Here is a 26,922-nt window from a genome sequence, read left to right on the forward strand (position 1 = left end):
TGTTTTCTATATTACGAATTTGTAAATTCACAGAATGAATTTTCTAGCGCATATATATCTTTCAGGAAACAATGAAAGTATTACAATTGGTAATTTTATTGCTGATGGAATTCGTGGAAAAAAGTACAAGAACTACCCTAAAGATTTACAAATTGGAATCCTGTTACATCGTGAAATAGACACCTTTACTGATGCGCATCCTATTGTAAGACAAAGCACCAAGCGCCTTCACAAAAACTATAGTCATTATTCTGGTGTGATTGTAGATATTCTTTACGACCATTTTTTAGCAAAAAACTGGCATAAATATTCCGAAACACCTTTAGACATATATGTTGAAAAATTTTACAAATCGTTAGAAGACAATTTTCAAATTTTACCTGAACGCACAAAAAAAATGATGCCATTTATGATTGCAGATAACTGGTTATTAAACTACGCCAAAATTGAAGGCATCCAACGCGTTCTAGACGGCATGAACAGGCGAACTCAAAACAGATCAAAAATGAATAAGGCTACCACTGAACTTAATACTTACTATTCTGAATTTGAGAATGAATTCACGTTGTTTTTTGATGAACTCATTTTGTTTTCTAATAATAAACGGATAGAATTAACTATCAAGCTAAATAACCAACCATGAGAAAATTACTTATAATATTTTTTTTTATTAGCATAGCTTTTAGTTGCAATAAGCGAAACACGTCAACTCAAGAGAGTCAAACTCATGAATATGGCCTTATTACTGAAAAAGCCATGGTGGTTTCAGCCAGAAAAGAAGCCTCAAAAATTGGTAGTTATATCCTTGAAAAAGGCGGCAATGTGTTCGATGCCATGATGGCAACTGAAATGGCGTTAGCTGTTTGTTACCCATCTGCTGGGAATCTAGGTGGTGGTGGTTTTATGGTATACCGCATGAGCAATGGTGATGTTGGCGCTTTAGATTATCGCGAAAAAGCACCATTGGCAGCTTCAAAAAATATGTATTTAGATTCTTTAGAAAATGTCATCCCATTAAAAAGTATTCTTGGTGAGCTAGCTGTTGGTGTTCCTGGAACTGTGGCTGGAGTTTTTGAAGCGCAACAAAAATTTGGAAAATTATCAGTAAGCGAAATTTTGGAGCCTGTTATAGAACTTGCTAATAAGGGCTATAAAGTGACTGAAAAACAAGCGGAAAGATTTAACTTACACGATAGCATATTTAGGGCTGTTAATGGCAAAGAAATTCTATATTCAAAAAATAAAAAAGCTGGTGACACTATAAAAAATATTCAACTAGCAAAAACATTGCAACGGATTGCCTTAAATGGTAAAGATGAGTTTTACAAAGGTGAAACAGCCAAAATATTGGTTGAGTACTTATCTGAAAGAGGTGGCATTATAACTTTGGAAGATTTAGCTAATTATGAAGCCATATGGCGCGAACCTATTACCTTTAAATATAAAGATATCAACATAATTTCCATGTCTCCACCTTCAAGTGGCGGAATTTGTTTAGCACAAATCATGAAAATGATTGAACCCTATGAATTAAAAGAATTTGGTCATAATTCTCTTAAAACCATTCAACTACTTTCAGAAGCTGAAAGACGTGCTTATGCCGATAGAAATTATTTTTTAGGTGATCCTGATTTTGTTCAGATTCCAACAGATACCTTGTTGAGTGACACGTATCTTTATAATCGTATGCGTGATTTTTCGTTTGAAAAAGCTACACCTTCTAGCGAAGTGTTTCATGGAAATATTGAATTTGTTGAAAGTGATGAAACAACACACTACTCTATTGTAGATCAATTTGGAAACGCGATATCAGTAACAACCACATTAAACAATACGTTTGGCTCCCAATTGTTTTGTTCAGAACTTGGCTTTTTTCTAAATAACGAAATGGACGATTTTAGCAGCAAAGCTGGTGCACCCAATATGTATGGTTTAACTGGTGCAGAAGCCAATAGTATTGAGCCAGAAAAGCGTATGTTAAGTTCTATGACACCGACAATTGTTGAAAAGAACGGAAAACTCTTAATGACTCTAGGAACTCCTGGTGGATCAACTATTATAACATCCGTTCTACAAACTATTTTAAATGTAGAAGAGTTTGAAATGACTATGCAAGAAGCTGTTAGTGCACCAAGATTTCACCATCAATGGTTGCCAGATTATATTCGTATGGAACCTAATAAATTTAGCAAAGCATTAATTCGCCAATTAGAAGCAAAGGGATACACTATTAACGAAGAACGCTCACCAGTTATAGGTATTGTTGATGGTATATTAGTGACTGATGACGGTAAACTAGAAGGTGGTGCCGACTGGCGTGGAGATGATACAGCTATAGGGTTTTAAAATGGATTTTATAACTGAATTAAAACATACATTTCAATCTCAAGCTAATCATGATTATGCAGCACAAATGTCTGCATACATGCTAAATAAATTTCCATTTTATGGTATAAAGGCACCTTTACGACGTTCGCTATCCAAACCTATTATAGAAAAACATAAACTTGAAATTCGCGATACAGTTAGAACACTTGCTTTCGATTTATATGATATTCCGCAACGTGAAATGCATATGGTAGCCATTGAGTTATTTGAAAAGCAACTACGAAAATCCTATAAAAAAGAGGACATCATACTCATTGAAAAACTAATCACCACCAATTCATGGTGGGATTCAGTCGATTTTATTGCCAAACAAATATTGGGAAAATATTTGTTGCTTTACAAAGAAGAAATGCCTACAGTCATTTCAAAATTTTCAAATTCAAAAAATTTATGGTTACAAAGAAGCAGTATCATCTTTCAACTGGGCTATAAAGAAAAGACTGACGAGGCATTATTGTTTAAACAATGTTTAATTCACAAAGAATCTGATGAATTTTTCATAAAAAAAGCAATTGGTTGGGCGTTAAGAGAATACGGGAAAGTGAATCCAACTGCAGTATTAGATTTTGTAAATTCCAACACTTTAAAACCCTTAAGTAAACGCGAAGCTATTAGACGATTAATATGATAGATATTGTAATTCTTACTGACAAACGCTATTTAAAAGATTCTAAAAACGATGCATACAAACACAATGTGTTTTATGAAGATTTCTTGGTGCAAGACGCATTAAATAAGCAAGGCTTAAAAACCTTACGATTAGCTTGGGATGACGATAATTTTAATTGGTCAGAAACCAAAGCAGTTTTATTTAGAACAACTTGGGATTACTTTGATAGATTTAATGAGTTTTCAAAATGGCTAACTCAAGTATCCGAAGTAACTACCTTATTCAATTCTGAAAATATTATTCGTTGGAATCTGGATAAACACTATTTATTAGATTTAGAAAAAGCTGGTGTTCGCATTGCCAAAACCCATTTCATTGAAACAGGAACAAGTATAACTTTGGTTCAACTACATGAACAGCTCAATTGGGAAGAAACGGTTTTAAAACCCTGTATTTCTGGTGCTGCAAGACATACCTATAAACTCAATAAAAATAACTTATCAGAACACGAGTCTATATTCAAGGCATTAATCACTCAAGAATCAATGATGCTACAACCCTTTCAGCACAATATTGTATCAGAAGGTGAGTTATCATTAATGGTCTTTAACGGACAGTTTACACACGCTGTTTTAAAAAAAGCAAAAGACGGTGATTTTAGGGTTCAGGATGATTTTGGTGGAACCGTTCATGGCTACGTGCCTTCGAAAGAAGAAATTGCATTTGCCCAAAATGCCGTAAAAGCATGTCCAGAATTGCCCATTTACGCTAGAGTTGATATCTTTACAGATAACCAAGGGCAAATAGCACTTTCAGAATTAGAACTTATTGAACCTGAATTGTGGTTTAGAAATCACCCCAAAGCTGCTGATGTTTTAGCTAGAAGTTTAAAGGCAAAAATCTAATAAAATGACGTTTAAGAGAGTTCTTAAAATAACTGCTGGATTAGTGATATTTTTCACCTTGCCTAGTCTATTATTTTTTGGATTTGTCTATTTTAAATACAATGAAGATTTACCTCAAGGTAAACAAGGCGAACAAGCTGAAGCGCTTGCGCAATCTATGCTCAAAGCACTTGACTATGAAGCTTATAAAAACACGAATTATATAGAATGGACCTTTAAAAATCGTCATCATTATAAATGGCAGAAAGACCAAAATACGTGTGTGGTATACTGGAAAGAATATAAAGTAGATTTAAACTTAAATAGTCCTTCAGAATCTAAAGCTTATGTACATAATTTTAAGGTTGAAGGCGAACAAGCTAAAGAATTAATAAGTGAAGCGACTGATTACTTTAATAACGATTCCTTTTGGCTTGTGGCTCCTTACAAGGTTTTGGACCCAGGAACTCAAAGAAGCCTTGTAAAAACAGAATCTGGTGAAGAAGGTTTAATGGTAACATACACATCTGGAGGCACAACACCAGGTGATTCCTATGTTTGGATTTTAGACAAAAACCATAAACCTACAAAGTTTAAAATGTGGGTTGATATTTTACCAATTGGCGGACTAGAAGCGTCATGGACAGATTGGACAACCACTGAAAGTGGTGCGCAGTTGCCAACATTTCATGAACTACTTTTTTTAGGTATTGAAATGGGTAATGTTAAAGGAACCAATTAATCTGAAACTCACTTACTGCTCTGCCCTTTAAATTGTTGGTCTTTTAATTTAAACATCACATTAAACGTGGTCAAACTACCATAACTTCTAGTAATATATTGTTGTAAATCTATTTTTTCCTGTTCATCTAAATTTTTACTAGAATTTATTTTTTGCTCCATGACTCGCAATCTATCGCGAACCATAGTTATTTTATGAAAAAAACTATCAATTGGCACTTCTTTACTTTGTAATGACGTATCGCCTGGCTCTAAAATCAATTTACCGCCTTTCCACTTATCTGCAATATGAACAACTTCAGACACGTCACTATACTTCTTTAAAATCTCGACCAGACTACTCTCTACATCAAAAAAACTAACCGTGTCCACATCATCTTCAGCAGCCTCAATAACTTCAAATTCTGAATCAATATCAATAGTTTCCAATCCGTTATCTATAAAAGTAACCCAATAATGTTTCGAAGTTACATTGGTAACAACTCCCTTACCATATTCGGGATGATTAATTCGTGAGCTTATTCCGAGTAATTTCATGTTTTTTAATTTTATTTCTTCTACAATAATAATAAAAATCATGAATAGTAGGTCACTAAAAATTAACATCTAAAATTGTACCTTTGCAACTTTGCAATACTATGGGTCATTTTGAAGAACATATTGAAGTTAGAGGTGCGCGTGTCCATAATTTAAAGAACATTGACGTAACCATACCACGAGAGAAACTAGTGGTTATTACTGGTTTGTCTGGTAGTGGTAAATCGTCATTGGCATTTGACACAATTTATGCTGAAGGACAACGCCGTTATATAGAAACCTTTTCGGCATATGCCAGACAGTTTTTAGGTGGATTAGAGCGTCCAGATGTTGATAAAATTGATGGACTTTCTCCTGTAATTGCAATTGAGCAAAAGACTACGAGCAAATCACCACGTTCTACGGTTGGTACTATCACTGAAATTTATGACTTTTTAAGGCTTTTATTTGCTAGAGCCAGTGATGCCTACAGTTACAATACTGGTGAGAAAATGGTGAGTTATAATGATGAGCAAATTAGAGATCTTATTAAAGAATCGTTTGATGGAAAGCGCATCAACATCCTAGCTCCTGTAATACGTTCAAGAAAAGGACATTACCGTGAATTGTTTGAGCAAATAGCCAAACAAGGTTTTGTTAAGGTGAGAACCGATGGTGAAATCCGTGACCTAGTAAAAGGCATGAAATTAGATCGTTATAAAACACATGATATTGAAATAGTCATTGACCGATTAAAAATTGATGATGTAGCAGATAATGATAAGCGTCTAATGGAAACCATAAATACGGCCATGTATCATGGTGACGATGTACTTATGGTTATTGATCAAGACACCCAAGAAGCAAGATATTTCAGTAGAAATTTAATGTGTCCCTCAACGGGTATTTCTTATCCCAATCCTGAACCCAATAATTTTTCGTTTAACTCACCTAAAGGTGCTTGTCCAAAATGTAATGGCATTGGTTCGCTCTATCAAATAAACGAAAATAAAATTGTTCCTGATACCAAGCTATCCATCAACGCAGGTGCATTGGCTCCTCATGGACCCAAAAAAAATAGTTGGATTTTCAAGCAGTTTGAAACTATTGCACAACGCTATAATTTCTCACTTAACGACCCATATAAAGCTATTCCCGAAGAAGCCAAACAGGTTATTCTTTATGGTGGTAACGAAAAATTCTCTGTTGAAAGTAAAACATTAGGTGTTACACGCGATTACAAAATAGATTTTGAGGGTGTTGCTAATTTTATAGAAAACCAATATAAGTCTGCCGAATCAACCTCACTAAAACGTTGGGCAAAAGATTATATGGATAAAGTAAAGTGTTCCGAATGTGAAGGTTCTCGTCTTCGAAAAGAATCACTATACTTTAAAGTCAATGGTTCAAATATTTCAGAATTAGCTGAAAAAGACATTGTTGATTTGGCTGGTTGGTTTGATGATTTATCAAACCATCTTTCAGATACACAATTAAAAATTTCTGAAGAGATCAATAAAGAAATACGTAGTAGGTTACAATTTTTACTAGATGTTGGATTAAATTATCTATCCCTAAACCGAAGTTCAAAATCTTTGTCTGGCGGTGAAGCCCAGCGTATTCGTTTAGCTACTCAAATTGGCTCACAGTTAGTTGGAGTACTTTATATTTTGGATGAACCTAGCATTGGCTTACACCAACGTGATAATGAAAAGCTTATAAAATCGCTCATATCTCTGCGTGATGTTGGCAATTCAGTAATAGTTGTTGAACATGACAAGGATATGATTGAGCATGCAGATTATGTAATTGATATTGGACCAAAAGCAGGAAAACATGGTGGTGAAATAATTAGTATTGGTACGCCAGAAGAACTAAAGACCCACAACACGCTCACTGCTGACTACCTCAATGGTACTAAAGAAATTGAAGTTCCCAAAAAACGGCGTAAAGGCAATGGTAAAACCTTATCACTGAAAGGCTGTACAGGTAACAATTTAAAGAATGTTTCAATTGATATTCCTCTTGGCAAAATGATTGGTGTTACTGGTGTTTCAGGAAGTGGAAAATCAACATTAATCAATGAAACACTTTACCCTATCATGAATGCCCATTATTTCAATGGTGTAAAAAAACCAATGCCTTATAAAAGCATAAAAGGGTTAGAACATATTGATAAGGTAATTGATATCAACCAATCACCAATTGGAAGAACACCTCGCAGTAATCCAGCAACTTATACTGGTGTATTTAGTGAAATACGTAGTTTATATTCAAAAATTCCTGAAGCCATGATTCGTGGTTACAAACCAGGTCGATTTAGCTTTAACGTTAAAAGCGGACGTTGTGAAACCTGTCAAGGTGGTGGTTTACGAGTTATTGAAATGAATTTTTTACCAGATGTTTACGTAGAATGTGAAACTTGTCAAGGTAAGCGGTTCAATAGGGAAACACTTGAGATTCGTTATAAAGGAAAATCCATCAGCGATGTTTTAGAAATGACTATTAATGAAGGAGTTGAATTCTTTGAACATATTCCAAAAATTCACAAAAAACTAAAAACCATCAAAGATGTTGGTTTAGGGTATATAACACTAGGTCAACAAAGTACAACGCTTTCAGGTGGTGAAGCTCAAAGAATTAAATTGGCAACAGAGTTGAGTAAGCGTGACACAGGTAATACTTTCTATATTTTAGATGAACCAACAACTGGATTGCATTTTGAAGATATAAGAGTATTGATGATAGTATTAAATAAATTAGTAGATAAAGGCAATACCGTTTTAATTATTGAGCACAATTTGGATGTTATTAAAACAGTCGATTACATTATTGATATTGGCTATGAAGGTGGTAAAAATGGTGGCGAAATTGTAGCCAAGGGAACTCCTGAAGAACTCGTAAAAAACACTAAAAGCTATACAGCAAAGTTCCTTAAAAAGGAATTAAACTGAAAAGAGTGATTTTTAATTAGTATATTTAAGACTATAATCTTAAACAATTCTAATTATGAGAAGTTTACTTTGGTTAGTTGCCGTAATATGCATAGTCATATGGCTTTTAGGTTTTCTAGGTATAGTACCTGGAATTGCTACTGGAAATTTAATTCATATTTTGTTGGTGATTGCTGTAATTGCAATCCTTTATAATATTATTTCTGGTAGAAACCCTTTGAAATGATTTAAATTTAAGAATGAAAAATAAATAAGGTAAACTGCTTGTTTACCTTATTTTTTGCACAATAATTAAGAATTAAGATAGTAAAAAGGAATTATTTCTTCATAAATTTGCAAACTTCGGACTAAAATCCTGAAATTGAACTTTCTAATTTTTAAACAGAAAATTAATGAAAAAAGAACAACACCATAAACGTTGGAATGAAATAAAAACAAATGACTCATGGGCTATTTTTAAAATCATGGGCGAATTTGTTAATGGTTATGAAAAATTAAGCAGGATTGGTCCTTGCGTTTCTATTTTTGGATCAGCAAGAACCAAACCGGATCACAAATATTATAAGTTAGCTGAAGAAGTCGCAAGCAAAATAGTTGAACACGGTTATGGAGTTATTACAGGTGGTGGACCTGGTATTATGGAAGCAGGAAACAAAGGTGCTCATATAGCTGGAGGCACATCTGTTGGATTAAATATTGAATTACCTTTTGAGCAACATGATAATCCGTATATAGATTCAGATAAAAGTTTAGATTTTGACTATTTCTTTGTTAGAAAAGTTATGTTCGTAAAGTATTCACAAGGTTTTGTAGTGATGCCAGGTGGTTTTGGAACTTTAGATGAGTTGTTTGAAGCAATCACACTTATCCAAACAAATAAAATTGAAAAATTTCCAATCATCCTTGTAGGTACCGATTTCTGGACTGGATTAATGGATTGGGTGAAGGAAACACTTTTGGACAGATTTACAAATATTAGTGCAAAAGATTTAGATTTAATACATCTCGTTGATACTGCTGATGAAGTCATTACAATATTAGATAGCTTCTATAAAGAATCTGGCTTAAGTCCTAATTTCTAATACAGTAAAAATCCCTGAATTAATAGCATGAAAAGAAAAATTCAATATATATGGTTTATTGCCATACTAAACATAACAGGCTTGTTTGCACAAGAAACCTTCAATGTTATGTTTTATAATTTATTGAATTTTCCATTGGAGGATGCTGTTCCAAATAGATTGCAATATTTAGAAACTATTTTGGATGACTATCAACCTGATGTTTTTATGGTTTGTGAACTAAATAATGAGTCAGGAGCCAACAGTATTCTGAATCTTATTCAAAATACTATCAATCCAAATTTTGAAAAAGCAAATTTCACTCTAAATTCATCAGATGACACGATTGGTAACCAAAATGATCTTCAGAATTTGTTGTATTATGATAGTTCAAAATTTATTTTAGAAAGTCAGAATATTGTTACTACAATTTTTAGGGATTTCAACCATTACAGATTAAAATTGAACACTATTAATCAAGACACAGAACCCATATTCATTGACTTTATTGTTTGTCACTTAAAAGCATCTAGTGGTGAAGATAATCAGGAACTTCGGTTAGAAATGGTTGAAGACCTCATCATTTATTTAGAAAACTTCCCTGCAGACAGCAATGTAATTTTAGCTGGAGATTTTAATGTTTACACAAGTTCAGAACCAGCTTTTCAAAGGCTTATTGATAATACTAATAATATTGTCTTTATTGATCCCGCCAATCAAATCGGGAGTTGGCACAATAACACAAACTATATTGATGTTTTTACGCAATCAACGAGAACCCAAACTGGTATGGGTGGCACTACTGGAGGATTTGATGATCGTTTTGATTTTATTATGTGTTCAGAAAACATGATCAATGACACAGATGTTTACTATGCATCAGATTCCTATCAAGCATATGGAAATAACGGTAATATTGATTGTTATAACAACGCTATCAACGATACGGAATGCGATGGAGCTACTTTTTCTTTTGAAATTAGAGATGCCTTGCACAATTTTAGCGACCATCTTCCCGTTACACTACAGATTGAGACCACAGAAACGTTATTGAGCACTCCTGAACATAATAACGGTTCACTTTTTGAAATTGTAGGCACAAACATTGTCAAAAGTAATATAAGGGTCAAATTTAATAATCAATCAAACCACACTAAAAGACTTATAATTTATGATGTATTAGGTCATACAGTTAAAACCGTTGCTATAAATTCTTCGTATGAATATACGATACCAATAGCAGGCCTATCAAGTGGCATCTATTACATTATGCCATTCAATACTCATGTTGAACCTTTAAAGTTTGTCAAAATAAATTGAGAATACGTTATTTTTTAAATGTCTTATTAACAGTTGTTTGTTTTTATTCCTATAGTCAAAATACTATTGATATAAAGGCAAAACTCAATACTGAAAACAATCAGATAAAAATATCTCAAACAATAACCTATAAAAACACCACTCAAGACACCTTACAGTCTATATATTTGAATGATTGGAGTAATAGTTATTCTACCAAAAGTACGCCATTGGCCAAACGATTTTCTGAAGAATTCAAAACTGAATTTCATTTTGCTAAAAATGAAGATAGAGGCTATTCAGTAATTACTTCAGTAAAACAAAATGAAACTGATTTAAATTTTGAAAGAGTCAAAGAGCAGATTGATGTTTTAAAAGTTAAATTAAGCGAGACATTACAACCAGGTGATTCATATACCATTCAATTAAATTATATTGTTCAAGTACCTAATGATAAGTTTACAAGGTATGGTGTGACTTCTAATGGTGACTACAACTTAAGATATTGGTATATAACGCCGGCAGTTTATAATGGTGAGTGGCAATACACTAGTAATAAGGATTTAGATGATATGTTTGTTCCTAAATCTGATATTCGTATTGAATTAACCTGTCCTTTAAAATATCATGTAGTTTCTGAATTAAATCAATTTGATTATAACCAAATTGATGGTAATCAAGTCTTTGTTTTTACCGGTGAAAATAGAGTAAATTCAAAATTATTCATAAATAAAGTATTCAATTTCAGACAGATTGAAACAGACTTTTTCACAGTTGTTTCCAATATTGATGATGAAGAATTAAATCCGTTAAGTAAGGCATTGATAACAGATAACATTGCCTCCTTTCTATCCAAAACATTAGGTTCTTATCCACACAAAAAATTACTTGTAACTGATATTGATTATAAAAAAAGCCCTATTTACGGGTTGAATTTACTGCCTGATTTCATAAGACCTTTTCCTGATTATTTTCAATATGAATTAAAAATATTAAAGACCGCTTTACATAATTATTTAGAAAATATCCTACTCATAAATCCACGAGAAGATCAATGGATCCTTGATGGCATTCAAACGTATTACCTCATGAAATATGTTGATGAGTTTTACCCAGAAATGAAACTTGCTGGTACGCTTTCACGTATTTGGGGACTAAAATCTTTTCATGCAGCGCAATTAGATTTTAATGCTCAATATAGTTTTCTTTATATGCATATGGCCAGAGGAAATCTTGATCAGCCATTAACCATGTCTAAAGACTCCCTTCTAAAATTCAATGAAAATATTGCAAACAAATACAAAGCTGGTGTTGGATTGAAATATTTAGAAAATTATATTAATTCTAACACTGTTGAAAACTCTATACAAGAATACTTAACATCTAGAACCTTAAAACCCACTAACACCAAGGATTTTGAAGTGTTTTTAAAATCTAAAACAGATAAAAACATTGATTGGTTTTTTACAGATTATCTACAAACAGATAAAGTTATTGACTACACCATTTCAGAAGTTGTAAAAGCCAATGATTCAATCAAAGTAACCATTAAAAATCGAAATGAGGCTGTTGTGCCAATATCGTTATTCTCTATGATTGATGATGAGGTTAAATCTAAAATTTGGATTGATCCTATAAAAGATTCAATCGTTGTTGTTATTCCTGATAATGGTTACACTAAACTAGTTTTAAATCAGGATCAGATTGTCCCTGAGTTCAACTTAAGAAACAACACCAAAGATTTAACAAATGCTCTATTTAATAGACCTTTACAAATACGTTTGATTAAGGATATTGAGGACCCAAAATACAATCAATTGTTCCTCATGCCAATTGTAGAATTCAATAACATTTATGACGGTATTGTACTGGGTGTAAAAGCATATAATAAAACTGTATTAAAAAAGGCCTTTAATTATAAAATATCACCTCAATATGGTTTAAAATCAAAATCATTAACAGGAGGAGTTTCTTTAGATTACAATCAATATATTGACAACTCTCAAAGCCTATTTTTAATTAGATATGGCATAGGTGCTGGCTACCAAAGCTATGCTGATGATTTATTTGTAACAAAATTCACACCTGGTGTTCAATTTCAATTCAGAGATAATGATAACTTAAGGTCTAACATGCGTAACTACTTATCCTTACGCTATATTGATATTAATAGAGACGAAGATCCAAATGCTGTTTTAACATCTGAAACTCTAGAGCCAAATTATAGTGTCTTCAATGCGCGATTTAATCACGTAGATAAAGATTTAATAGATTTCTCTGCTTGGTTCGCAGACTTACAAATAGCCAAGAAATTTGGAAAAGTAGCTTTGAACTATGAATATAGAAAACTGACTGCAAAAAACAGAAGATATCATTTAAGATTGTTTGCCGGAGCTTTTCTGTATAACAAAACATATCAAGATTCTGATTATTTTAGTTTTGCTCTAGACAGACCAACAGATTATTTGTTTGATTATAATTATTATGGTCGTTCGGAGAGTGCTGGATTATTTAGCCAACAGTTGATTGTAGCTGAAGGTGGTTTTAAATCACAATTAAATCCTGGCTTTGCCAATCAGTGGATAACCACCCTAAACGGTAGTACCACTATTTGGAAGTATATCATGGCATATGGTGATGTTGGATTTGTTAAAAATCATGGAGCAAATGCCGAATTTGTCTATGATTCTGGTCTTCGGTTTATTTTGGTTGAAGATTACTTTGAAATCTTCTTTCCCGTTTATTCAAATTTAGGCTGGGAAATTGCGCAGCCAAATTATGATCAAAAAATTCGTTTTATAGTTACTTTAGATTTTAAAACCCTATTAGGTCTATTCTCAAGACGTTGGTATTAAAAAATATTTTCTATCAATACATTATTCTTAATGAAATTGCCGAATTTTTAATTTTATTGAATAAATCTGAATTTTATCAGCTTTTTATTGAGTTATTTTCAATTTTATAACAGTTTTCAGCATTGCAAATCTTCTCATTATTAGCTATCTTTGCAAAAATACCATGAACTCTATGCAAACAAATCCTGAAACAAAAAAAGACCTGTCTTTTGAAGATTTTAAAACAGAAGTTTTAAATGATTATAAAATTGCTGTTACCTCCAGAGAATGTAGTCTCTTGGGCAGACGGGAAGTTCTTACGGGAAAAGCCAAGTTTGGAATTTTTGGAGATGGAAAAGAAGTGCCTCAATTAGCCTTGGCAAAAGCTTTTGAAAATGGTGATTTTCGTTCGGGTTATTATCGTGACCAAACGTTTATGATGGCCATTGGCGAATTGTCAATTGAACAGTTTTTTGCAGGATTATATGCCAATACAGATTTAAGCGAAGAACCCATGTCAGCAGGTCGTCAAATGGGTGGACACTTTGCTACGCATAGTTTAGATGAAAACGGTAACTGGAAAGATTTAACAGCTCAAAAAAACTCAAGTGCCGATATTTCACCAACAGCTGGTCAAATGCCTCGTCTATTAGGTTTAGCTCAAGCTTCAAAAATATACAGACATGTAAAGGGCATTGATACTACTAACTTTTCTGTAAATGGAAACGAGGTTGCATGGGGAACTATTGGTAATGCCAGTACTAGTGAAGGTTTGTTTTTTGAAACCATAAATGCGGCTGGTGTATTACAAGTTCCGATGGTTATGAGTGTTTGGGATGATGAATATGGTATATCTGTTCATGCCAGACATCAAACTACAAAAGAGAATATATCTGAAATATTAAAAGGATTTCAACGTGATGATAACCAAAAGGGTTATGAAATATTACGCGTTAAGGGCTGGGATTATGCTGCCTTAATTGAGACCTATCAAAAAGCATCTCAAATTGCTCGTGAGGAACATGTTCCAGTATTAATTCATGTACGTGAGTTAACGCAACCACAAGGGCATTCTACGTCTGGTTCCCATGAACGTTATAAAGATGAAAACAGATTGGCTTGGGAAGCAGAATACGATTGCAATGCTAAATTACGTGAGTGGATGATTGCTAATAGCATTGCCACAGATGACGAATTAAATGCCATTGAAAAAGACATAAAAAAACAAGTTAGTAATGGGAAAAAAGCAGCTTGGACAGCTTTTACAAAACCATTAAAAAATGAACAAAACGAGTTAGTTTCTATCTTAAAAGAAGTTGCAAATTCCAGTTCAAATAAAGTTTTTATTGAAAAGCTATCAAATGATTTAGCAGGAATTAAAGAACCTATTAGAAAAGAAATTCTTTCAACTGCAAGAAAGGCTTTACGTTATGTAATTAGTGAAACCTCAAATGCCAAAAGTAATTTGGTAAATTGGATAAACACTTACACAGCGACAATTCAACCTAAATACAGTTCACATTTATATTCTGAATCTAATAATTCAGCTTTAAATATTTCTGAAGTTAAACCAACTTACGACAACAACGCCGAAGAGGTTGATGCCAGATTGGTAATTCGTGATAATTTCGATGCCATATTTAGCAAATATCCTGAAACATTAGTTTTTGGGGAAGATGCTGGTCATATTGGTGATGTCAATCAAGGACTTGAAGGTATGCAGGAGAAGTATGGTGAGTTACGTGTTTCTGACGTAGGCATTCGTGAAGCAACCATTCTTGGTCAAGGTATTGGTATGGCTATGCGTGGATTAAGACCAATAGCTGAAATTCAATATTTAGATTACATATTATATGCGTTGCAAATTATGAGTGACGATTTGGCAACCTTACAATATAGAACCAAAGGTCGTCAAAAAGCTCCATTAATTATAAGAACTCGTGGTCATAGATTAGAAGGTATTTGGCATTCTGGTTCACAAATGGGAGGCATTATAAATTTGGTTAGAGGAATACACGTGTTAGTCCCAAGAAATATGACAAAAGCAGCTGGATTTTACAACACCCTTCTAGAAAGTGATGAACCAGGTCTTATTGTTGAATGTTTAAACGGCTATCGATTAAAAGAAAAAATGCCAACCAATTTAGGTGAATTTAAAACACCTCTAGGTATTGTTGAAACCATTAGAGAAGGTCAGGATATTACTTTGGTTTCTTACGGCTCAACGCTGCGCATTATTGAACAAGCAGCTAAAGAATTGCAAGAGGTTGGTATTGATGCTGAAATCATTGATGTACAATCTTTATTGCCTTTTGATTTAAATCATGATATTGTAAAAAGTGTTTCAAAAACTAATCGTTTAATGGTTATTGACGAAGATGTTCCTGGAGGTGCTTCAGCATTTATTTTGAATGAAATTTTAAATACTCAAAACGCATACGAACATTTAGACAGCAAACCACAAACACTTGCAGCACAACAGCACAGACCAGCTTATGGAACTGATGGGGATTATTTCTCAAAACCATCAGTTGAAGACATTTTTGAAGCTGTTTATCAAGTCATGCATGAAGCTAACCCAAGTGATTTTCCAAAATTGAGATAAACTAGTCAATTTGTTAGATACCACAAACCTTTCAGCAATATGTTGAAAGGTTTTTTTATATTTATAATCTAACCGACAAGTCATGCTTTCCAAAACAGATAAAGAACAACTCCGTGGTATTATTTTTAGACATCTAGATGGTATTGCAACAGCAACAACAGCTTACTCTTTATACAAAAAAGGTGTTTTAGATTTTCTTCTTAATAATAAGTTGGTTTCTTTAGAAAAACTTACACAAAATTTTAAGGCTAATGAAGGCTATTTAAACGTAGCACTGCGAATATTATGTTCTCAAGGTTGGTTAATCCAACATTTAGACAACAAAACCAATACAATATCTTACGAAACAAATGATTCAAGTAAAAGCGCTTTTGAACTAGCATCGCTTTATGAAGACGTTGTAAAACTAATTAATTACTCTGTAAAATTTCCAGAAGAACGTATTGGAGCTGATGCTTTTATTGTTTTAGAGCGAATATTCAAAAAATATGAAAGTCAATTTGGATTAAAAAACACTCAAAATGATTCTGTTGAACACCAAATACTAAAACATATTGAAGGCTGTATAGTAGGTCCTATTATCGTTTTATTAGGTGTTAATGGTTTGTTTCACAAGTATTTCATGGAGGCTTCATTTACGGCTGAAGAATATCATAAAGACCCTGAAAGCTTTAAAAAAATATTAGATTTCTTTGCACATTTAGGTTGGTTTGTCAAAAAGAAGAACACCTATCAATTTTCAGATGAAGGTTTGTTTTTTGCCAAACGTGCTTCAGCTTATGGTGTTACTGTTTCTTATTTACCAACGTTTGTAAAATTAGACGAACTTATTTTTGGCAATCCACTAATATTAAAAACAAATGATCCTGCTGAAACCGAAAAGCACGTACATCGTGAAATGAATGTTTGGGGAAGTGGTGGTGCACACTCAACCTATTTCAAGGTTATTGATCAGGTTATTATTGAATTGTTTAATAAACCTATCGACGAACAGCCTAAAGGTATTTTAGATATGGGTTGTGGAAATGGTGCCTTTATTCAGCATATTTTTGATGTTATTGAACATCAGACACTACGTGGAAAATATCTTGACGAACACCCACTTTTATTGGTTGGCGCTGATTTTAATAAGGCGGCATTAAAAGTTACAAGAGCCAACTTAATAAAAGCTGATATTTGGGCAAAAGTCATTTGGGGTGACATTGGCAGACCTGATTTATTAGCCAAAGACCTCAAAGAAGATTACAATATTGAACTTCAGGATTTATTGAATGTTAGAACATTTTTAGATCATAATCGTATTTGGGAAAAACCAACTCATATTACTGATCGCACCAGTACATCGTCCGGAGCTTATGTATATCAAGGAGCACGCTTAAATAATAATTTGGTTGAAGATTCACTATTAGAACATCTTAAGAAATGGAAACCTTATGTAGAAAAATTTGGTTTATTAGTAATAGAACTGCATACCATAAACCCCAAGTTAACCGCTCAAAATTTAGGAATTACAGCAGCAACAGCCTATGATGCCACACATGGGTATAGTGATCAATACATTTTGGAAGTAGATGTTTTCCACAAAATAGCAATGGAAGCAGAGCTTATACCTGATGGTAAATACTTCACAAAATTTCCAGATAGTAATTTGGCTACAGTAAGCATAAATCTTTTAAAAGGTTAAAAACACAGAAAAAATACAAAATATTAAATGAAAGCAGAATCTGTAGTTACTATAAGAAAAGAACTTAATCATCGTTCTCACGAAGAGCTTATGCAACTTTGTTTAAGGTTAGTTCGTTTTAAGAAAGAAAACAAAGAATTGTTAACCTATCTGTTATTTGAATCTCATGATGAAACACAATTTGTAGAAGGAATTAAAGTAGAACTTGATCAATTATTTGAAAACATAAATACTGATAGTTATTTCTACATGAAAAAAAGTGTTCGAAAGATACTACGGCTCATTAAAAAATTCGCTAGGTATTCATTAAAAAAAGAAACAGAAGTTGAACTCCTACTCTATTTTTGTGGGCAGCTTAAAGCGCTTAAACCTTCAATATTTAGAAATAAGACTTTGACAAATATTTACGAAAGACAAATATTTAGTATTCAAAAATTAATTAGTTCTCTTCATGAAGATTTACAATATGACTATAATCAGCAATTAGAATTAATTAACTCTTAATTTATGCGAGAAGAAACACTTAAAATTTATGATAGTCTCGTTGCATTATGTCCAAGATTTGAACGAAAAGGCAAAACCATGCCTTACACATCTGCTAATGGTTATATGTTTTCATTATTGAATAAAGCTGGTGAACTTGGAGTAAGGCTGCCTAAAGCGCATTGTGACACTTTTAAGGAAGAACACAATACTACAAAATTCATGTCGTATGGAGCAGTAATGAAAGATTATGTTCTAATCACTGAAAAAATGTTGAATGATTCTGATTTTATGGTTAAACTATTAAATAAAAGTTTTGATTATGTTATAAGCTTACCTCCAAAATAGAACTAATTCATAATTCTAACAAGTAATTCTTTCAACAAATCTTTTTGTGGTACAGCATTAGAACCCACTCCTTTACTTTTTACATCAAACTCCCTTAACGTGGAAATGATAGCACTTACATTTTTCATTGGGTAATTTCTGGCAGCTGTAATGTACTCTTCTGTAAAATAAGGTGATATTTTTAGAGCAGAAGCAACACTTCTAGGCGATTTATCCTTTAAACCATGTAAATGCAATAGCTTTGAAAAATAGGTGTGTAAGAAACCAACAGTTAGAACCATGGGATTATCCTTTGGGTTCTCACCAAAATATTTGATGATTCTATTGGCTTTTAAAATATCACGTGAGCCAATTGCTTTATGTAATTCAAAATTATTATAGTCCTTACTAATACCTATATTTTCTTCAATAAGTTCTGGTGTAATTTGTGTGCCTTCAGGTAAAACAATTTTTAGCTTATTTAATTCATTGCTAATCTTACTTAAATCTGTACCTAAAAATTCAGCTAACATCAAGGCTGCCTTTTGGGTAATAGTATAGTTTTGACCAGCCAAAACACGACTAATCCAATTTGGAATTTGATTGTCGTAATATTTCTTACTCTCAAAAACAACACCTGTTTTTTTGAGCGTTTTGTATAATGTCTTACGTTTATCTAGGGTTTTATATTTATAATTAAACACCAAAATAGTAGAAGGTTGCGGCTGATTGGCATAATCAACAAGTTTCTCAATATTTCTTGCTAAATCTTGTGCCTCTTTAACCACAACAACTTGATGTTCTGCCATCATGGGATAACGCTTAGCGTTTGAAATGACATCTTCAATAGAAACATCCCTTCCATATAATACCATTTGATTAAAGCCACGCTCTTCTTCAGTTAATACAGTTTCTTGAATGTAATCCGAAATTCTATCAATGTAATAAGGTTCTTCACCCATCAAAAAATAAATAGGCACAAACTTTCTACTTTTTATATCACTAACTAACGCTTTAACTTCATCCATTGAAAAAAAATCACCAAATTTGTGTTGTGCAAGAATTACAATTCCCTACATATTCATTTCGTTTCAAAAATAGCGAAAATAAAGTATCTATATTTGATTCTATTCGTAAAAAGTTTGTGGTTTTACAACCTGAAGAATGGGTAAGACAACATTGCGTTCAGTTCCTTATCAAGGAAAAAAAATATCCTGCTTCACTAATCAATGTTGAAAAAGAATTGCAAATAAATGATTTAAAAAAACGCTATGATATTGTAGTTTATAATACTGACGGATCCATTCATTTAATTGTGGAATGTAAAGCACCTAAAACTTCTATCGATCAAGACACATTTGATCAAATTGCACGTTATAACCTATCATTAAACGCTTCGTATTTAATGGTTACCAATGGTTTAAATCATTATTATTGCCAAATGGATTTAGAAAAAGAGTGCTATCTATTTTTAAAAGATATTCCATCATATCAAAGATGAAAATAGCCGTTGTCATATTAAACTGGAATGGGAAAAAGCTATTAGAGCAGTTTTTACCTTCGGTCATATCCAACTCTGAAGGAGCCGATGTTTATGTGGCTGACAATGCTTCTAATGATGATTCTGTTAGCTTTCTAAAAAATAATTTTCCATCAGTAACAATTATTCAAAACTCTGAAAATGGTGGTTATGCCAAGGGGTATAACGAAGCCCTAAAAAGTATTGAAGCTGATATCTTCTGCTTATTAAATAGCGATATTGAAGTAACCAAAAACTGGTTAGCACCTATCCAAGATACGTTTAAAAATCTCGAAGAAACTGCTATAATTCAACCTAAAATTTTAGACTACAAAAACAAAACCTATTTTGAATACGCTGGTGCAGCAGGAGGTTTCATTGATAAATTTGGCTATCCTTATTGTAGAGGTAGGATATTTAACACCGTTGAAAAAGATAAAGGGCAGTACAACGATGAACAAACTATTTTTTGGGCTTCTGGCGCTTGCTTGTTTATTAGAAAACCTGTGTTTGACAAATTAGGAGGTTTTGACGAATCGTTTTTTGCACACATGGAAGAAATAGACTTGTGTTGGCGTGCCTTTAATATGGGTTACAAAACGCAGTATGTTGGACTTTCAAAAGTTTATCATGTAGGTGGTGCAACACTACAAAACACCAATCCGAAAAAAACCTATTTAAACTTCCGAAACAGTCTTTTTAATCTTGTAAAAAATGCACCTGGTAATCTGTTCATCTTGATAGTTACCAGACTACTGTTAGATGGATTGGCAGGAATAAAGTTTTTATTTGAATTCAAGTTCAACCATTTATTCGCCATACTGAAAGCACATATAAGTTTCTACCTCAATTTCTATAAATATCTAAAAAAGCGAAAAAGCTCTCCAAAATGTCCTCAATACTACAAAACCACTTCTATTGTATGGGATTATTATATAAAAAACAATAAGTATTTTTGATTGTTTATAAAAATGTTAAAGTTTTTGTTAATAGAGTTAAGATGGATTATTCTTTTGTATAATTTTGATATGTTAATTAATAACAACTAAAACACATTAAAAAAATGAAAAAAATAATTTTATTTGGTATATCTGCTATGTTTCTTTTAGGTTCGTGCGTCTCCAAAAAAGAATATGCTGCATTAGAAGAAAAACAAAAAGAAACGCAGGATTTATTAAATACGGCTACAGTAAAATTGAATTCATGTTTAGCAGACAAGGCTTCTGCTGAAGCGCGAGCAAAATCTCTAGAAGATCGTATTGCTGATTTAAAAAATTCTAACGAAAACTTAATTCAGAGTAATAAAGATCTTACTATGCTAACCTCTAAAGGTGCCTCTAATGTTGAAAAGACTTTAGAAAGCATGAAAGAAAAAGATTTAAAAATTTCAAGACTGCAAGATGCTATGAACAAAAAAGATAGCGTTATGCTAGCTTTGGTTACTAGTCTGAAAAAAGAAGTAGGTATAAATGATCCTGATATTGAAGTAAATGTTGAAAAAGGTGTTGTTTTTATCTCTATTGCTGACAAATTATTATTCAAGAGCGGTAGCTATGTTGTAAACGATCGTGCAAAAGAAGTTTTAGGTAAAGTTGCTAAAGTTGTAAAAAGCAAACCTAACTTTGAATGTATGGTAGAGGCGCATACAGACCCTGTACCTTATAATAAGCCACCATTAATTGACAACTGGGATTTAAGTGTAAAACGTGCTACTTCAGTAGTGCGCGTACTTGAAGATTTAGGAGTTAATTCTGGAAAACTTATTGCTGCAGGTCGCTCACAATATGTTCCAATTGATACCAATGATACTGCCGAAGGCAGAGCTGCCAATAGACGTACTAGAATTGTTATTTTACCAAAAATTGACGAATTCTATGATATGATAGAAAAAGAAATGAAAAGTCTTGAAGCTAACGGCGGATAATATTTAAGAAAGTATTTATGGAAAGCTCAATCGAAAGATTGAGCTTTTTTATTAGAATATCTCCAAACTGCCTTTACCTTCTCTAATAATAGTAGGCACATCTTCAGATAAGTCAATAACAGTTGAGGCTACATTATCACCATAACCAGCATCAATAACCAAATCAACAATATTATCCCATTTCTCTAAAATAAGTTCGGGATCAGTTGTATATTCAATAACATCATCATCATCACGTATAGAAGTAGAAACTATAGGATTGCCCAATTCTTTTACTACTTCTAAAGCAATTTGATTGCCAGGAACACGGATACCAACTGTTTTTCTCTTCTTAAAAACAGAAGGCAATGTTTTTGCTCCAGGTAAAATAAATGTGTAAGGTCCAGGAAGCGCGCGTTTTAAAATTTTGAACGTAGCTGTATCAATTTGCTTAACATAATCACTCAAATTGCTCAAATCATGACAAACAAATGAAAAATTAGCCTTTTCAAGTTTTACACCTTTAATGCGAGCAATTTTTTCCAAGGCTTTAGTATTAGTAATATCACAACCCAATCCATAAACGGTATCGGTTGGATAAATTATCAAGCCACCTCGCTTTAATACATCCACCACTTTTTTTATCTCCCTTGGATTAGGATTCTCTTCGTAAATTCTAATAAATTCTGCCATAGTGATTTGGTGAAATGATGTTATACAAATTAAATATTTTTATTTGAATTATTAATCACCATCAAAACATTTCGAAAATTAAGCTTAAATTTATAATCTATCGGATAAATTCTGTAACATTTACTTGTTTTTTCAGTCTTAATAATATGCCAAGAATACTATTATTTATACTAATTACATGCTATTCAAACTTTTTGAACGCAAATGATTTAAAGAGTAAAAGATCTATTATTTTTCCAAATTCTGAAAAAGTTAATGAATACACAACGCGAATTCCTTTTAAACTTGTAGATCATCTTATTGTTGTAGAAGCTCAAATTCATGGTCAAAATGGAAATTTTATTATTGATACGGGATCAGAAGCCATGATTCTGAACAAAGTACACTTTAAAAACCTTTATAAACATCAGGAAAAAGACAATCAAACTTTTGGTGTATTGGAAGCCATTGATAATCCATATGAAAAACAGATAAAGGATTTTGTACTTCAAAACTTTAAATTAGAAGCTTTAAAGTCTGATGTTATTAACCTTTCCCACATAGAAAAAAGCAAAAAGATAAAACTATTAGGAATTATTGGCTATTCCGTTTTAAAAGATTATGAAGTGTTTGTTGATTTATATTTGAATCAAATTACATTATCAAAAGTTGATAAAGCTGGAAATAAACTTGATAAAAAAGTTTACCTCGAAGAAATAGTTGATAGTTTAAATTTCTCATTAAATAATCATACTATTTTACTCTTTGGCGACATCAATAATAAGAAAGTGACGTTTGGACTTGACACCGCAGCAGAATTCAATCAAATAAGTAAAAACCTTAATAAAGAAATCCTTCAATTCTTTATTCCAAAGAAACGCTTAACTTTAATTGATGCGAGCAACAATAAAAAAGAAGTAATTGCCGGAAAACTACATCGAGTGAGATTAAGTGAAACCATCTATTTTGGTCCCATGGACACTGTTTTAACCAACTTGCGGAGTATTAACCAAGCTTTTGGTACAGATTTGGATGGTATTTTAGGCTATGAGTTTTTTAAACAAAAAAGAACCATCATAAATTATCAGAAAGAGAAATTGTATTTTATAAATTATCCCATAGAAAAACATTGAAATTATTTATAAAACATAGTATTAGTATTTTATGCTTTATCACTTGCGCCTTAAGTTTTTCACAAGAAGAAAATGTTTTAGGTTACAAGATAGAAGGTGATGATATTGTATTTGTATTTGACATTAGCGATTACAACAGAATCACTTCTGATGAAATAGGCAGCATCAATGATTTTGACGATTTAAATATAAAAGAAGTTATAGTGTCTGGGCAATTTAACAATTGGACTCGCGACAAATGGAAAATGAAAAAAATTGGTATCAATACCTTTGAATTAAGAAAAAAAATATCTGATTTCACCAATGAATTTTCTTGGGAATTTAAGTTCCTTATTAATGGAAAATACTGGGCTGAACCCAATGATAATATTGCTAATATTGCTCCTGCAAAAACCCCAAGCGGAAGTCCTCTAAATGTTTATAATTTAAAGTTTTATACAGCTTATCAAAATGAGGATGGTAATGCTTGTTTTAAATTATATGGACATAAAAATGCAAAAAAAGTAATTCTTGCTGGGTCATTCAATAAATGGGATGAAAATCTTTTCGCTATGAACAAAGTGGAGAATGGTTGGGAAATAACACTAGAAATTAAACCTGGATCTTATCAATATCGTTATATAGTTGACGGAAATTGGATTGAAGACCCTTATAATCCAGATAAAGTTGAAAACGAATACGGTGAATATAATTCGGTAATTAATATTACCAAAGAAGTAACCTTTGAATTACGGAATTTTTTGGATGCTGAAGAAGTCATCTTGTCAGGAAGTTTTAATAATTGGTCTGAAGATGCTCCGAAAATGAAAAAAACAGATTTTGGCTGGACTTTAAACTTGACTCTAACTGGAGGAAAGCATCATTACAAATTTATTGTGGATAATGAATGGATGGTAGATCCTGATAATCCTGTAAAAGAATATGACGGAAAAGGAAACATTAATTCTGTTTTTATGGTCAAATAGTTTCTTAACTAATAACCTCCAATTTAGCAAAGCGGAGTAACAACTTCTTGACGCCTCCATTATTAAATTTTATTTCAGCTTTAACATCACTTCCAGTTCCTTCAATTTTTAGGACTTCGCCTTTTCCAAATCGCAAATGTTCAACAATATTACCAACTGCCAACTTACTATCAAATAAATTGGTATTACCTGATGTTTTTGAAACTGGTTTTAGGTTTTTTGGGGTTGAAATTGTTTTCTTTTCAATTTTATTTACTGTTGTTCTTCCTTTTTTTATTGTTGGTTGAACTGGTTTTTTGAATCTAATTTTATTAGGTTCAACATCACCAAAAATATCGGCATCCAACATAGGATTGAAGCGTCGCTCTTCAATTGGTGTTACAACATCGAGATATTGATCATCTATTTCTTCTATGAATCTACTAGGTTCAGAATCGATTAACTTTCCCCAACGATAACGTGACAAAGCATAAGTTAAGTAAGCTTGTTTTTCGGCACGTGTTAAAGCCACATAAAACAATCGTCGCTCCTCCTCCAACTCGCTACGTGTGTTCATGCTCATAGCACTTGGGAATAAGTCTTCCTCCATACCAACAATATACACATATGGAAACTCTAATCCTTTGGCTAAATGGATAGTCATTAAAGCCACATGGTTACTATCACCTTTGTCAGCATCTAAATCAGTGGCAAGCGCTACATCTTCTAAAAATTCTGCTAATGAAGCCGTAGCATCAACGATTTCCTTTTGTCCTTCAACAAAATCTTTGATACCATTTAAAAGCTCTTCGATATTTTCCATTCTAGCAATGCCTTCAGGTGTACCATCTTTATTGAATTCCCGAATTAAACCACTAGCCTTCACAACATGTTCAGCTAATTCAAAGGCATTAGCTTTTTCATTCAATACCTGAAAACTTTTGATTAAAGTCACAAAGTTTTTGAGTTTTGTTTTTGTTCCAGAGTTTACTCCAATATCTAGCTTATCGATATTTTCAAGAACTTCAAAAATGGTGCGCTCATATCCATTGGCTGCTACGATAAGCTTATCTAAAGTAGTTTGACCAATTCCTCGAGCTGGATAATTTATAACACGTTTTAAGGCTTCTTCATCGGCTGGATTAATAACCAATCGTAAATACGACAATACATCCTTAATCTCTTTACGTTGATAAAATGACAACCCTCCATAAATACGATAAGGGATGTCACGCTTTCGCAAGGCATCCTCTATGGCACGTGATTGGGCATTTGTACGATACAGCACAGCAAAATCACTATTCTGAAGTTGATTTTGCATTTTATTTTCAAAAATAGAACTGGCTACATAACGTCCCTCGTCACCATCCGTTAAAGAGCGATTGACAATAATTTTAGACCCTTCGTCATTAGCTGTCCATACAACCTTGTCTAATTTGGTTTGGTTTTTATCAATAATAGAATTAGCAGCATTAACTATATTTTTTGTGGAACGATAGTTCTGCTCTAATCGAAACACTTTTACATCATCATAATCGCGTTGAAAATTGAGTATGTTATTAATATTAGCGCCACGAAAAGCATAAATACTTTGTGCGTCATCACCAACTACACAAATATTTTGAAATCTATCAGAAAGTGCTCGAACAATTAAATATTGAGAATGATTGGTATCTTGATACTCATCTACTAAAATATACCGAAACTTATCTTGATATCTAGCCAATACGTCAGGGAATCTTGTAAGCAATTCATTGGTTTTTAACAATAAATCATCAAAATCCATAGCACCAGCTTTAAAGCAGCGATCAACATAGTTTTTATATATTTCACCTAAACGTGGGCGCCTAGCCATCGTATCGGCTTCAACTAATTCCGGATTTTGAAAATAGGCTTTAACGGTTATTAGGCTGTTTTTATAAGAAGAAATTCGGGAGCGAACCTGTTTGTATTTATACACATCTTTATCCAATCCCATTTCTTTAATAATTGAAGCAATCAACCTATCAGAATCTTGTGTGTCATAAATAGTAAAATTGCTAGGAAAGCCTAATTTATCCGCTTCGAAACGTAAGATTTTAGCAAATACCGAGTGAAATGTACCCATCCAAAGATTTTTGGCTTCACTCTCACCGACAATGGTAGCAATACGTGCTTTCATTTCACGAGCTGCCTTATTGGTAAATGTTAGAGCCAGTATATTAAAGGGATCAATACCTTGACTCATTAAATAGGCTATACGATATGTTAAAACTCGCGTTTTGCCAGAACCTGCTCCAGCAATAACAATCATGGGCCCTTCTTTTTGTATCGTAGGTGCTAATTGCGCATCATTTAACTGACTTAAATACTTTTCCAAAACTCT

Annotated in this window: 23 protein-coding genes; 19 read left to right on the forward strand and 4 right to left on the reverse strand. The window is 32.7% G+C overall.

All coding sequences use genetic code 11. From position 1 onward, the window contains the following. The first annotated feature begins 34 nt into the window (after positions 1-34). From HGK31_RS10935 to HGK31_RS10955, 5 genes are read left to right on the forward strand one after another with little or no spacing between them, the layout of a single operon-like run. Positions 35-643 (forward strand): acyl carrier protein phosphodiesterase, encoded by a 609-nt coding sequence (locus HGK31_RS10935; RefSeq protein ID WP_191859892.1) that lies wholly within the window; start codon positions 35-37, stop codon positions 641-643. Next, complete coding sequence (gene ggt, locus HGK31_RS10940; protein WP_191859894.1) at positions 640-2,346, forward strand: gamma-glutamyltransferase; 1,707 nt, start codon at positions 640-642, stop codon at positions 2,344-2,346. The genes HGK31_RS10935 and ggt overlap by 4 nt, the downstream gene beginning before the upstream one ends. A gap of 1 nt (position 2,347) precedes the next feature. Next, positions 2,348-3,016 carry a DNA alkylation repair protein gene (locus HGK31_RS10945; RefSeq protein ID WP_191859896.1) on the forward strand — a complete coding sequence of 223 codons (669 nt, stop codon included), beginning with the start codon at positions 2,348-2,350 and terminating at the stop codon, positions 3,014-3,016. Next, positions 3,013-3,903, forward strand: a complete 891-nt coding sequence (locus HGK31_RS10950) for an ATP-grasp domain-containing protein (RefSeq protein WP_191859897.1) — start codon at positions 3,013-3,015, stop codon at positions 3,901-3,903. The genes HGK31_RS10945 and HGK31_RS10950 overlap by 4 nt, the downstream gene beginning before the upstream one ends. Positions 3,904-3,907: 4 nt before the next feature. After that, the gene (locus HGK31_RS10955) at positions 3,908-4,624 is read left to right on the forward strand and encodes a hypothetical protein (RefSeq protein ID WP_191859899.1); all 717 of its coding nucleotides are present in this window, start codon (positions 3,908-3,910) and stop codon (positions 4,622-4,624) included. Positions 4,625-4,632: 8 nt separating this feature from the next. Here the strand turns inward: HGK31_RS10955 and HGK31_RS10960 are convergent, their stop codons facing one another. Beyond that, entirely contained in the window at positions 4,633-5,160 is a 528-nt protein-coding gene (locus tag HGK31_RS10960) for a hypothetical protein (protein ID WP_191859901.1), read from the reverse strand. Positions 5,161-5,261: 101 nt separating this feature from the next. Between HGK31_RS10960 and uvrA the strand changes: the two genes are divergently transcribed. From uvrA to HGK31_RS11005, 9 genes are all read left to right on the forward strand, one after another. Next, the gene (gene uvrA, locus HGK31_RS10965) at positions 5,262-8,093 is read left to right on the forward strand and encodes an excinuclease ABC subunit UvrA (RefSeq protein ID WP_191859902.1); all 2,832 of its coding nucleotides are present in this window, start codon (positions 5,262-5,264) and stop codon (positions 8,091-8,093) included. 55 nt (positions 8,094-8,148) lie between these two features. Beyond that, positions 8,149-8,319: a lmo0937 family membrane protein gene (locus HGK31_RS10970; protein WP_104736029.1), complete on the forward strand. Its 171-nt coding sequence runs from the start codon at positions 8,149-8,151 to the stop codon at positions 8,317-8,319. 166 nt (positions 8,320-8,485) lie between these two features. Then, positions 8,486-9,175 carry an LOG family protein gene (locus tag HGK31_RS10975; protein ID WP_104736030.1) on the forward strand — a complete coding sequence of 230 codons (690 nt, stop codon included), beginning with the start codon at positions 8,486-8,488 and terminating at the stop codon, positions 9,173-9,175. Positions 9,176-9,202: 27 nt separating this feature from the next. Further along, positions 9,203-10,474 (forward strand): endonuclease/exonuclease/phosphatase family protein, encoded by a 1,272-nt coding sequence (locus tag HGK31_RS10980; protein WP_191859904.1) that lies wholly within the window; start codon positions 9,203-9,205, stop codon positions 10,472-10,474. After that, complete coding sequence (locus HGK31_RS10985; RefSeq protein WP_191859906.1) at positions 10,471-13,308, forward strand: gluzincin family metallopeptidase; 2,838 nt, start codon at positions 10,471-10,473, stop codon at positions 13,306-13,308. The genes HGK31_RS10980 and HGK31_RS10985 overlap by 4 nt, the downstream gene beginning before the upstream one ends. Before the next feature lie 172 nt (positions 13,309-13,480). After that, positions 13,481-15,892, forward strand: coding sequence for an alpha-ketoacid dehydrogenase subunit alpha/beta (locus tag HGK31_RS10990; RefSeq protein WP_191859908.1), 2,412 nt, complete (start codon positions 13,481-13,483; stop codon positions 15,890-15,892). An 82-nt stretch (positions 15,893-15,974) separates the two neighbouring features. Next, a complete protein-coding gene (locus tag HGK31_RS10995) occupies positions 15,975-17,576 on the forward strand; it encodes a class I SAM-dependent methyltransferase (protein WP_191859910.1) in 1,602 nt (533 codons plus the stop codon). A 27-nt stretch (positions 17,577-17,603) separates the two neighbouring features. Then, positions 17,604-18,080 carry a hypothetical protein gene (locus HGK31_RS11000; protein ID WP_191859912.1) on the forward strand — a complete coding sequence of 159 codons (477 nt, stop codon included), beginning with the start codon at positions 17,604-17,606 and terminating at the stop codon, positions 18,078-18,080. Positions 18,081-18,083: 3 nt separating this feature from the next. Then, positions 18,084-18,407: a hypothetical protein gene (locus HGK31_RS11005; RefSeq protein WP_191859914.1), complete on the forward strand. Its 324-nt coding sequence runs from the start codon at positions 18,084-18,086 to the stop codon at positions 18,405-18,407. 2 nt (positions 18,408-18,409) lie between these two features. Here HGK31_RS11005 and holA read toward each other — a convergent pair whose 3' ends face one another. Then, a complete protein-coding gene (holA, locus tag HGK31_RS11010; RefSeq protein WP_191859916.1) occupies positions 18,410-19,414 on the reverse strand; it encodes a DNA polymerase III subunit delta in 1,005 nt (334 codons plus the stop codon). Between the two features lie 26 nt (positions 19,415-19,440). On the opposite strand from holA, the gene HGK31_RS11015 reads away from it, so the two are divergent. From HGK31_RS11015 to HGK31_RS11025, 3 genes are all read left to right on the forward strand, one after another. Then, entirely contained in the window at positions 19,441-19,887 is a 447-nt protein-coding gene (locus tag HGK31_RS11015; protein ID WP_191860103.1) for a type I restriction enzyme HsdR N-terminal domain-containing protein, read from the forward strand. Beyond that, positions 19,884-20,864 carry a glycosyltransferase family 2 protein gene (locus tag HGK31_RS11020; RefSeq protein ID WP_191859918.1) on the forward strand — a complete coding sequence of 327 codons (981 nt, stop codon included), beginning with the start codon at positions 19,884-19,886 and terminating at the stop codon, positions 20,862-20,864. The genes HGK31_RS11015 and HGK31_RS11020 overlap by 4 nt, the downstream gene beginning before the upstream one ends. A 104-nt stretch (positions 20,865-20,968) precedes the next feature. After that, positions 20,969-21,829 (forward strand): OmpA family protein, encoded by an 861-nt coding sequence (locus HGK31_RS11025; RefSeq protein WP_104736039.1) that lies wholly within the window; start codon positions 20,969-20,971, stop codon positions 21,827-21,829. A gap of 51 nt (positions 21,830-21,880) precedes the next feature. Here HGK31_RS11025 and HGK31_RS11030 read toward each other — a convergent pair whose 3' ends face one another. After that, positions 21,881-22,501, reverse strand: a complete 621-nt coding sequence (locus tag HGK31_RS11030; protein ID WP_191859920.1) for an L-threonylcarbamoyladenylate synthase — start codon at positions 22,499-22,501, stop codon at positions 21,881-21,883. A 146-nt stretch (positions 22,502-22,647) separates the two neighbouring features. Here HGK31_RS11030 and HGK31_RS11035 point away from each other — a divergent pair, with 146 nt between their 5' ends. Further along, positions 22,648-23,613 carry a pepsin/retropepsin-like aspartic protease family protein gene (locus HGK31_RS11035; protein WP_191859922.1) on the forward strand — a complete coding sequence of 322 codons (966 nt, stop codon included), beginning with the start codon at positions 22,648-22,650 and terminating at the stop codon, positions 23,611-23,613. Then, complete coding sequence (locus HGK31_RS11040) at positions 23,610-24,578, forward strand: hypothetical protein (protein ID WP_191859924.1); 969 nt, start codon at positions 23,610-23,612, stop codon at positions 24,576-24,578. The genes HGK31_RS11035 and HGK31_RS11040 overlap by 4 nt, the downstream gene beginning before the upstream one ends. A gap of 4 nt (positions 24,579-24,582) precedes the next feature. On the opposite strand, the gene HGK31_RS11045 is transcribed toward HGK31_RS11040, so the two are convergent. Next, positions 24,583-26,916, reverse strand: coding sequence for an ATP-dependent helicase (locus HGK31_RS11045; protein ID WP_191859926.1), 2,334 nt, complete (start codon positions 26,914-26,916; stop codon positions 24,583-24,585). Between the last annotated feature and the right edge of the window lie 6 nt (positions 26,917-26,922).

It is taken from the genome of Hanstruepera ponticola, from assembly GCF_012931685.1.
Lineage (GTDB): Bacteria > Bacteroidota > Bacteroidia > Flavobacteriales > Flavobacteriaceae > Hanstruepera > Hanstruepera ponticola.

What these genes read in the sequence shown, in the direction of transcription:
- HGK31_RS11030 (WP_191859920.1), bottom strand. Translation starts at nt 22,501, where the DNA reads ATGGCAGAATTTATTAGAATTTACGAAGAGAATCCTAATCCAAGGGAG.
- HGK31_RS10980 (WP_191859904.1), top strand. Translation starts at nt 9,203, where the DNA reads ATGAAAAGAAAAATTCAATATATATGGTTTATTGCCATACTAAACATA.
- HGK31_RS10945 (WP_191859896.1), top strand. Translation starts at nt 2,348, where the DNA reads ATGGATTTTATAACTGAATTAAAACATACATTTCAATCTCAAGCTAAT.
- ggt (WP_191859894.1), top strand. Translation starts at nt 640, where the DNA reads ATGAGAAAATTACTTATAATATTTTTTTTTATTAGCATAGCTTTTAGT.
- HGK31_RS10960 (WP_191859901.1), bottom strand. Translation starts at nt 5,160, where the DNA reads ATGAAATTACTCGGAATAAGCTCACGAATTAATCATCCCGAATATGGT.
- HGK31_RS11020 (WP_191859918.1), top strand. Translation starts at nt 19,884, where the DNA reads ATGAAAATAGCCGTTGTCATATTAAACTGGAATGGGAAAAAGCTATTA.
- HGK31_RS11035 (WP_191859922.1), top strand. Translation starts at nt 22,648, where the DNA reads ATGCCAAGAATACTATTATTTATACTAATTACATGCTATTCAAACTTT.
- HGK31_RS10990 (WP_191859908.1), top strand. Translation starts at nt 13,481, where the DNA reads ATGCAAACAAATCCTGAAACAAAAAAAGACCTGTCTTTTGAAGATTTT.
- HGK31_RS11005 (WP_191859914.1), top strand. Translation starts at nt 18,084, where the DNA reads ATGCGAGAAGAAACACTTAAAATTTATGATAGTCTCGTTGCATTATGT.
- HGK31_RS10995 (WP_191859910.1), top strand. Translation starts at nt 15,975, where the DNA reads ATGCTTTCCAAAACAGATAAAGAACAACTCCGTGGTATTATTTTTAGA.
- HGK31_RS10955 (WP_191859899.1), top strand. Translation starts at nt 3,908, where the DNA reads ATGACGTTTAAGAGAGTTCTTAAAATAACTGCTGGATTAGTGATATTT.
- HGK31_RS10935 (WP_191859892.1), top strand. Translation starts at nt 35, where the DNA reads ATGAATTTTCTAGCGCATATATATCTTTCAGGAAACAATGAAAGTATT.
- HGK31_RS10970 (WP_104736029.1), top strand. Translation starts at nt 8,149, where the DNA reads ATGAGAAGTTTACTTTGGTTAGTTGCCGTAATATGCATAGTCATATGG.
- HGK31_RS10950 (WP_191859897.1), top strand. Translation starts at nt 3,013, where the DNA reads ATGATAGATATTGTAATTCTTACTGACAAACGCTATTTAAAAGATTCT.
- HGK31_RS10975 (WP_104736030.1), top strand. Translation starts at nt 8,486, where the DNA reads ATGAAAAAAGAACAACACCATAAACGTTGGAATGAAATAAAAACAAAT.
- HGK31_RS11025 (WP_104736039.1), top strand. Translation starts at nt 20,969, where the DNA reads ATGAAAAAAATAATTTTATTTGGTATATCTGCTATGTTTCTTTTAGGT.
- HGK31_RS11000 (WP_191859912.1), top strand. Translation starts at nt 17,604, where the DNA reads ATGAAAGCAGAATCTGTAGTTACTATAAGAAAAGAACTTAATCATCGT.
- uvrA (WP_191859902.1), top strand. Translation starts at nt 5,262, where the DNA reads ATGGGTCATTTTGAAGAACATATTGAAGTTAGAGGTGCGCGTGTCCAT.
- holA (WP_191859916.1), bottom strand. Translation starts at nt 19,414, where the DNA reads ATGGATGAAGTTAAAGCGTTAGTTAGTGATATAAAAAGTAGAAAGTTT.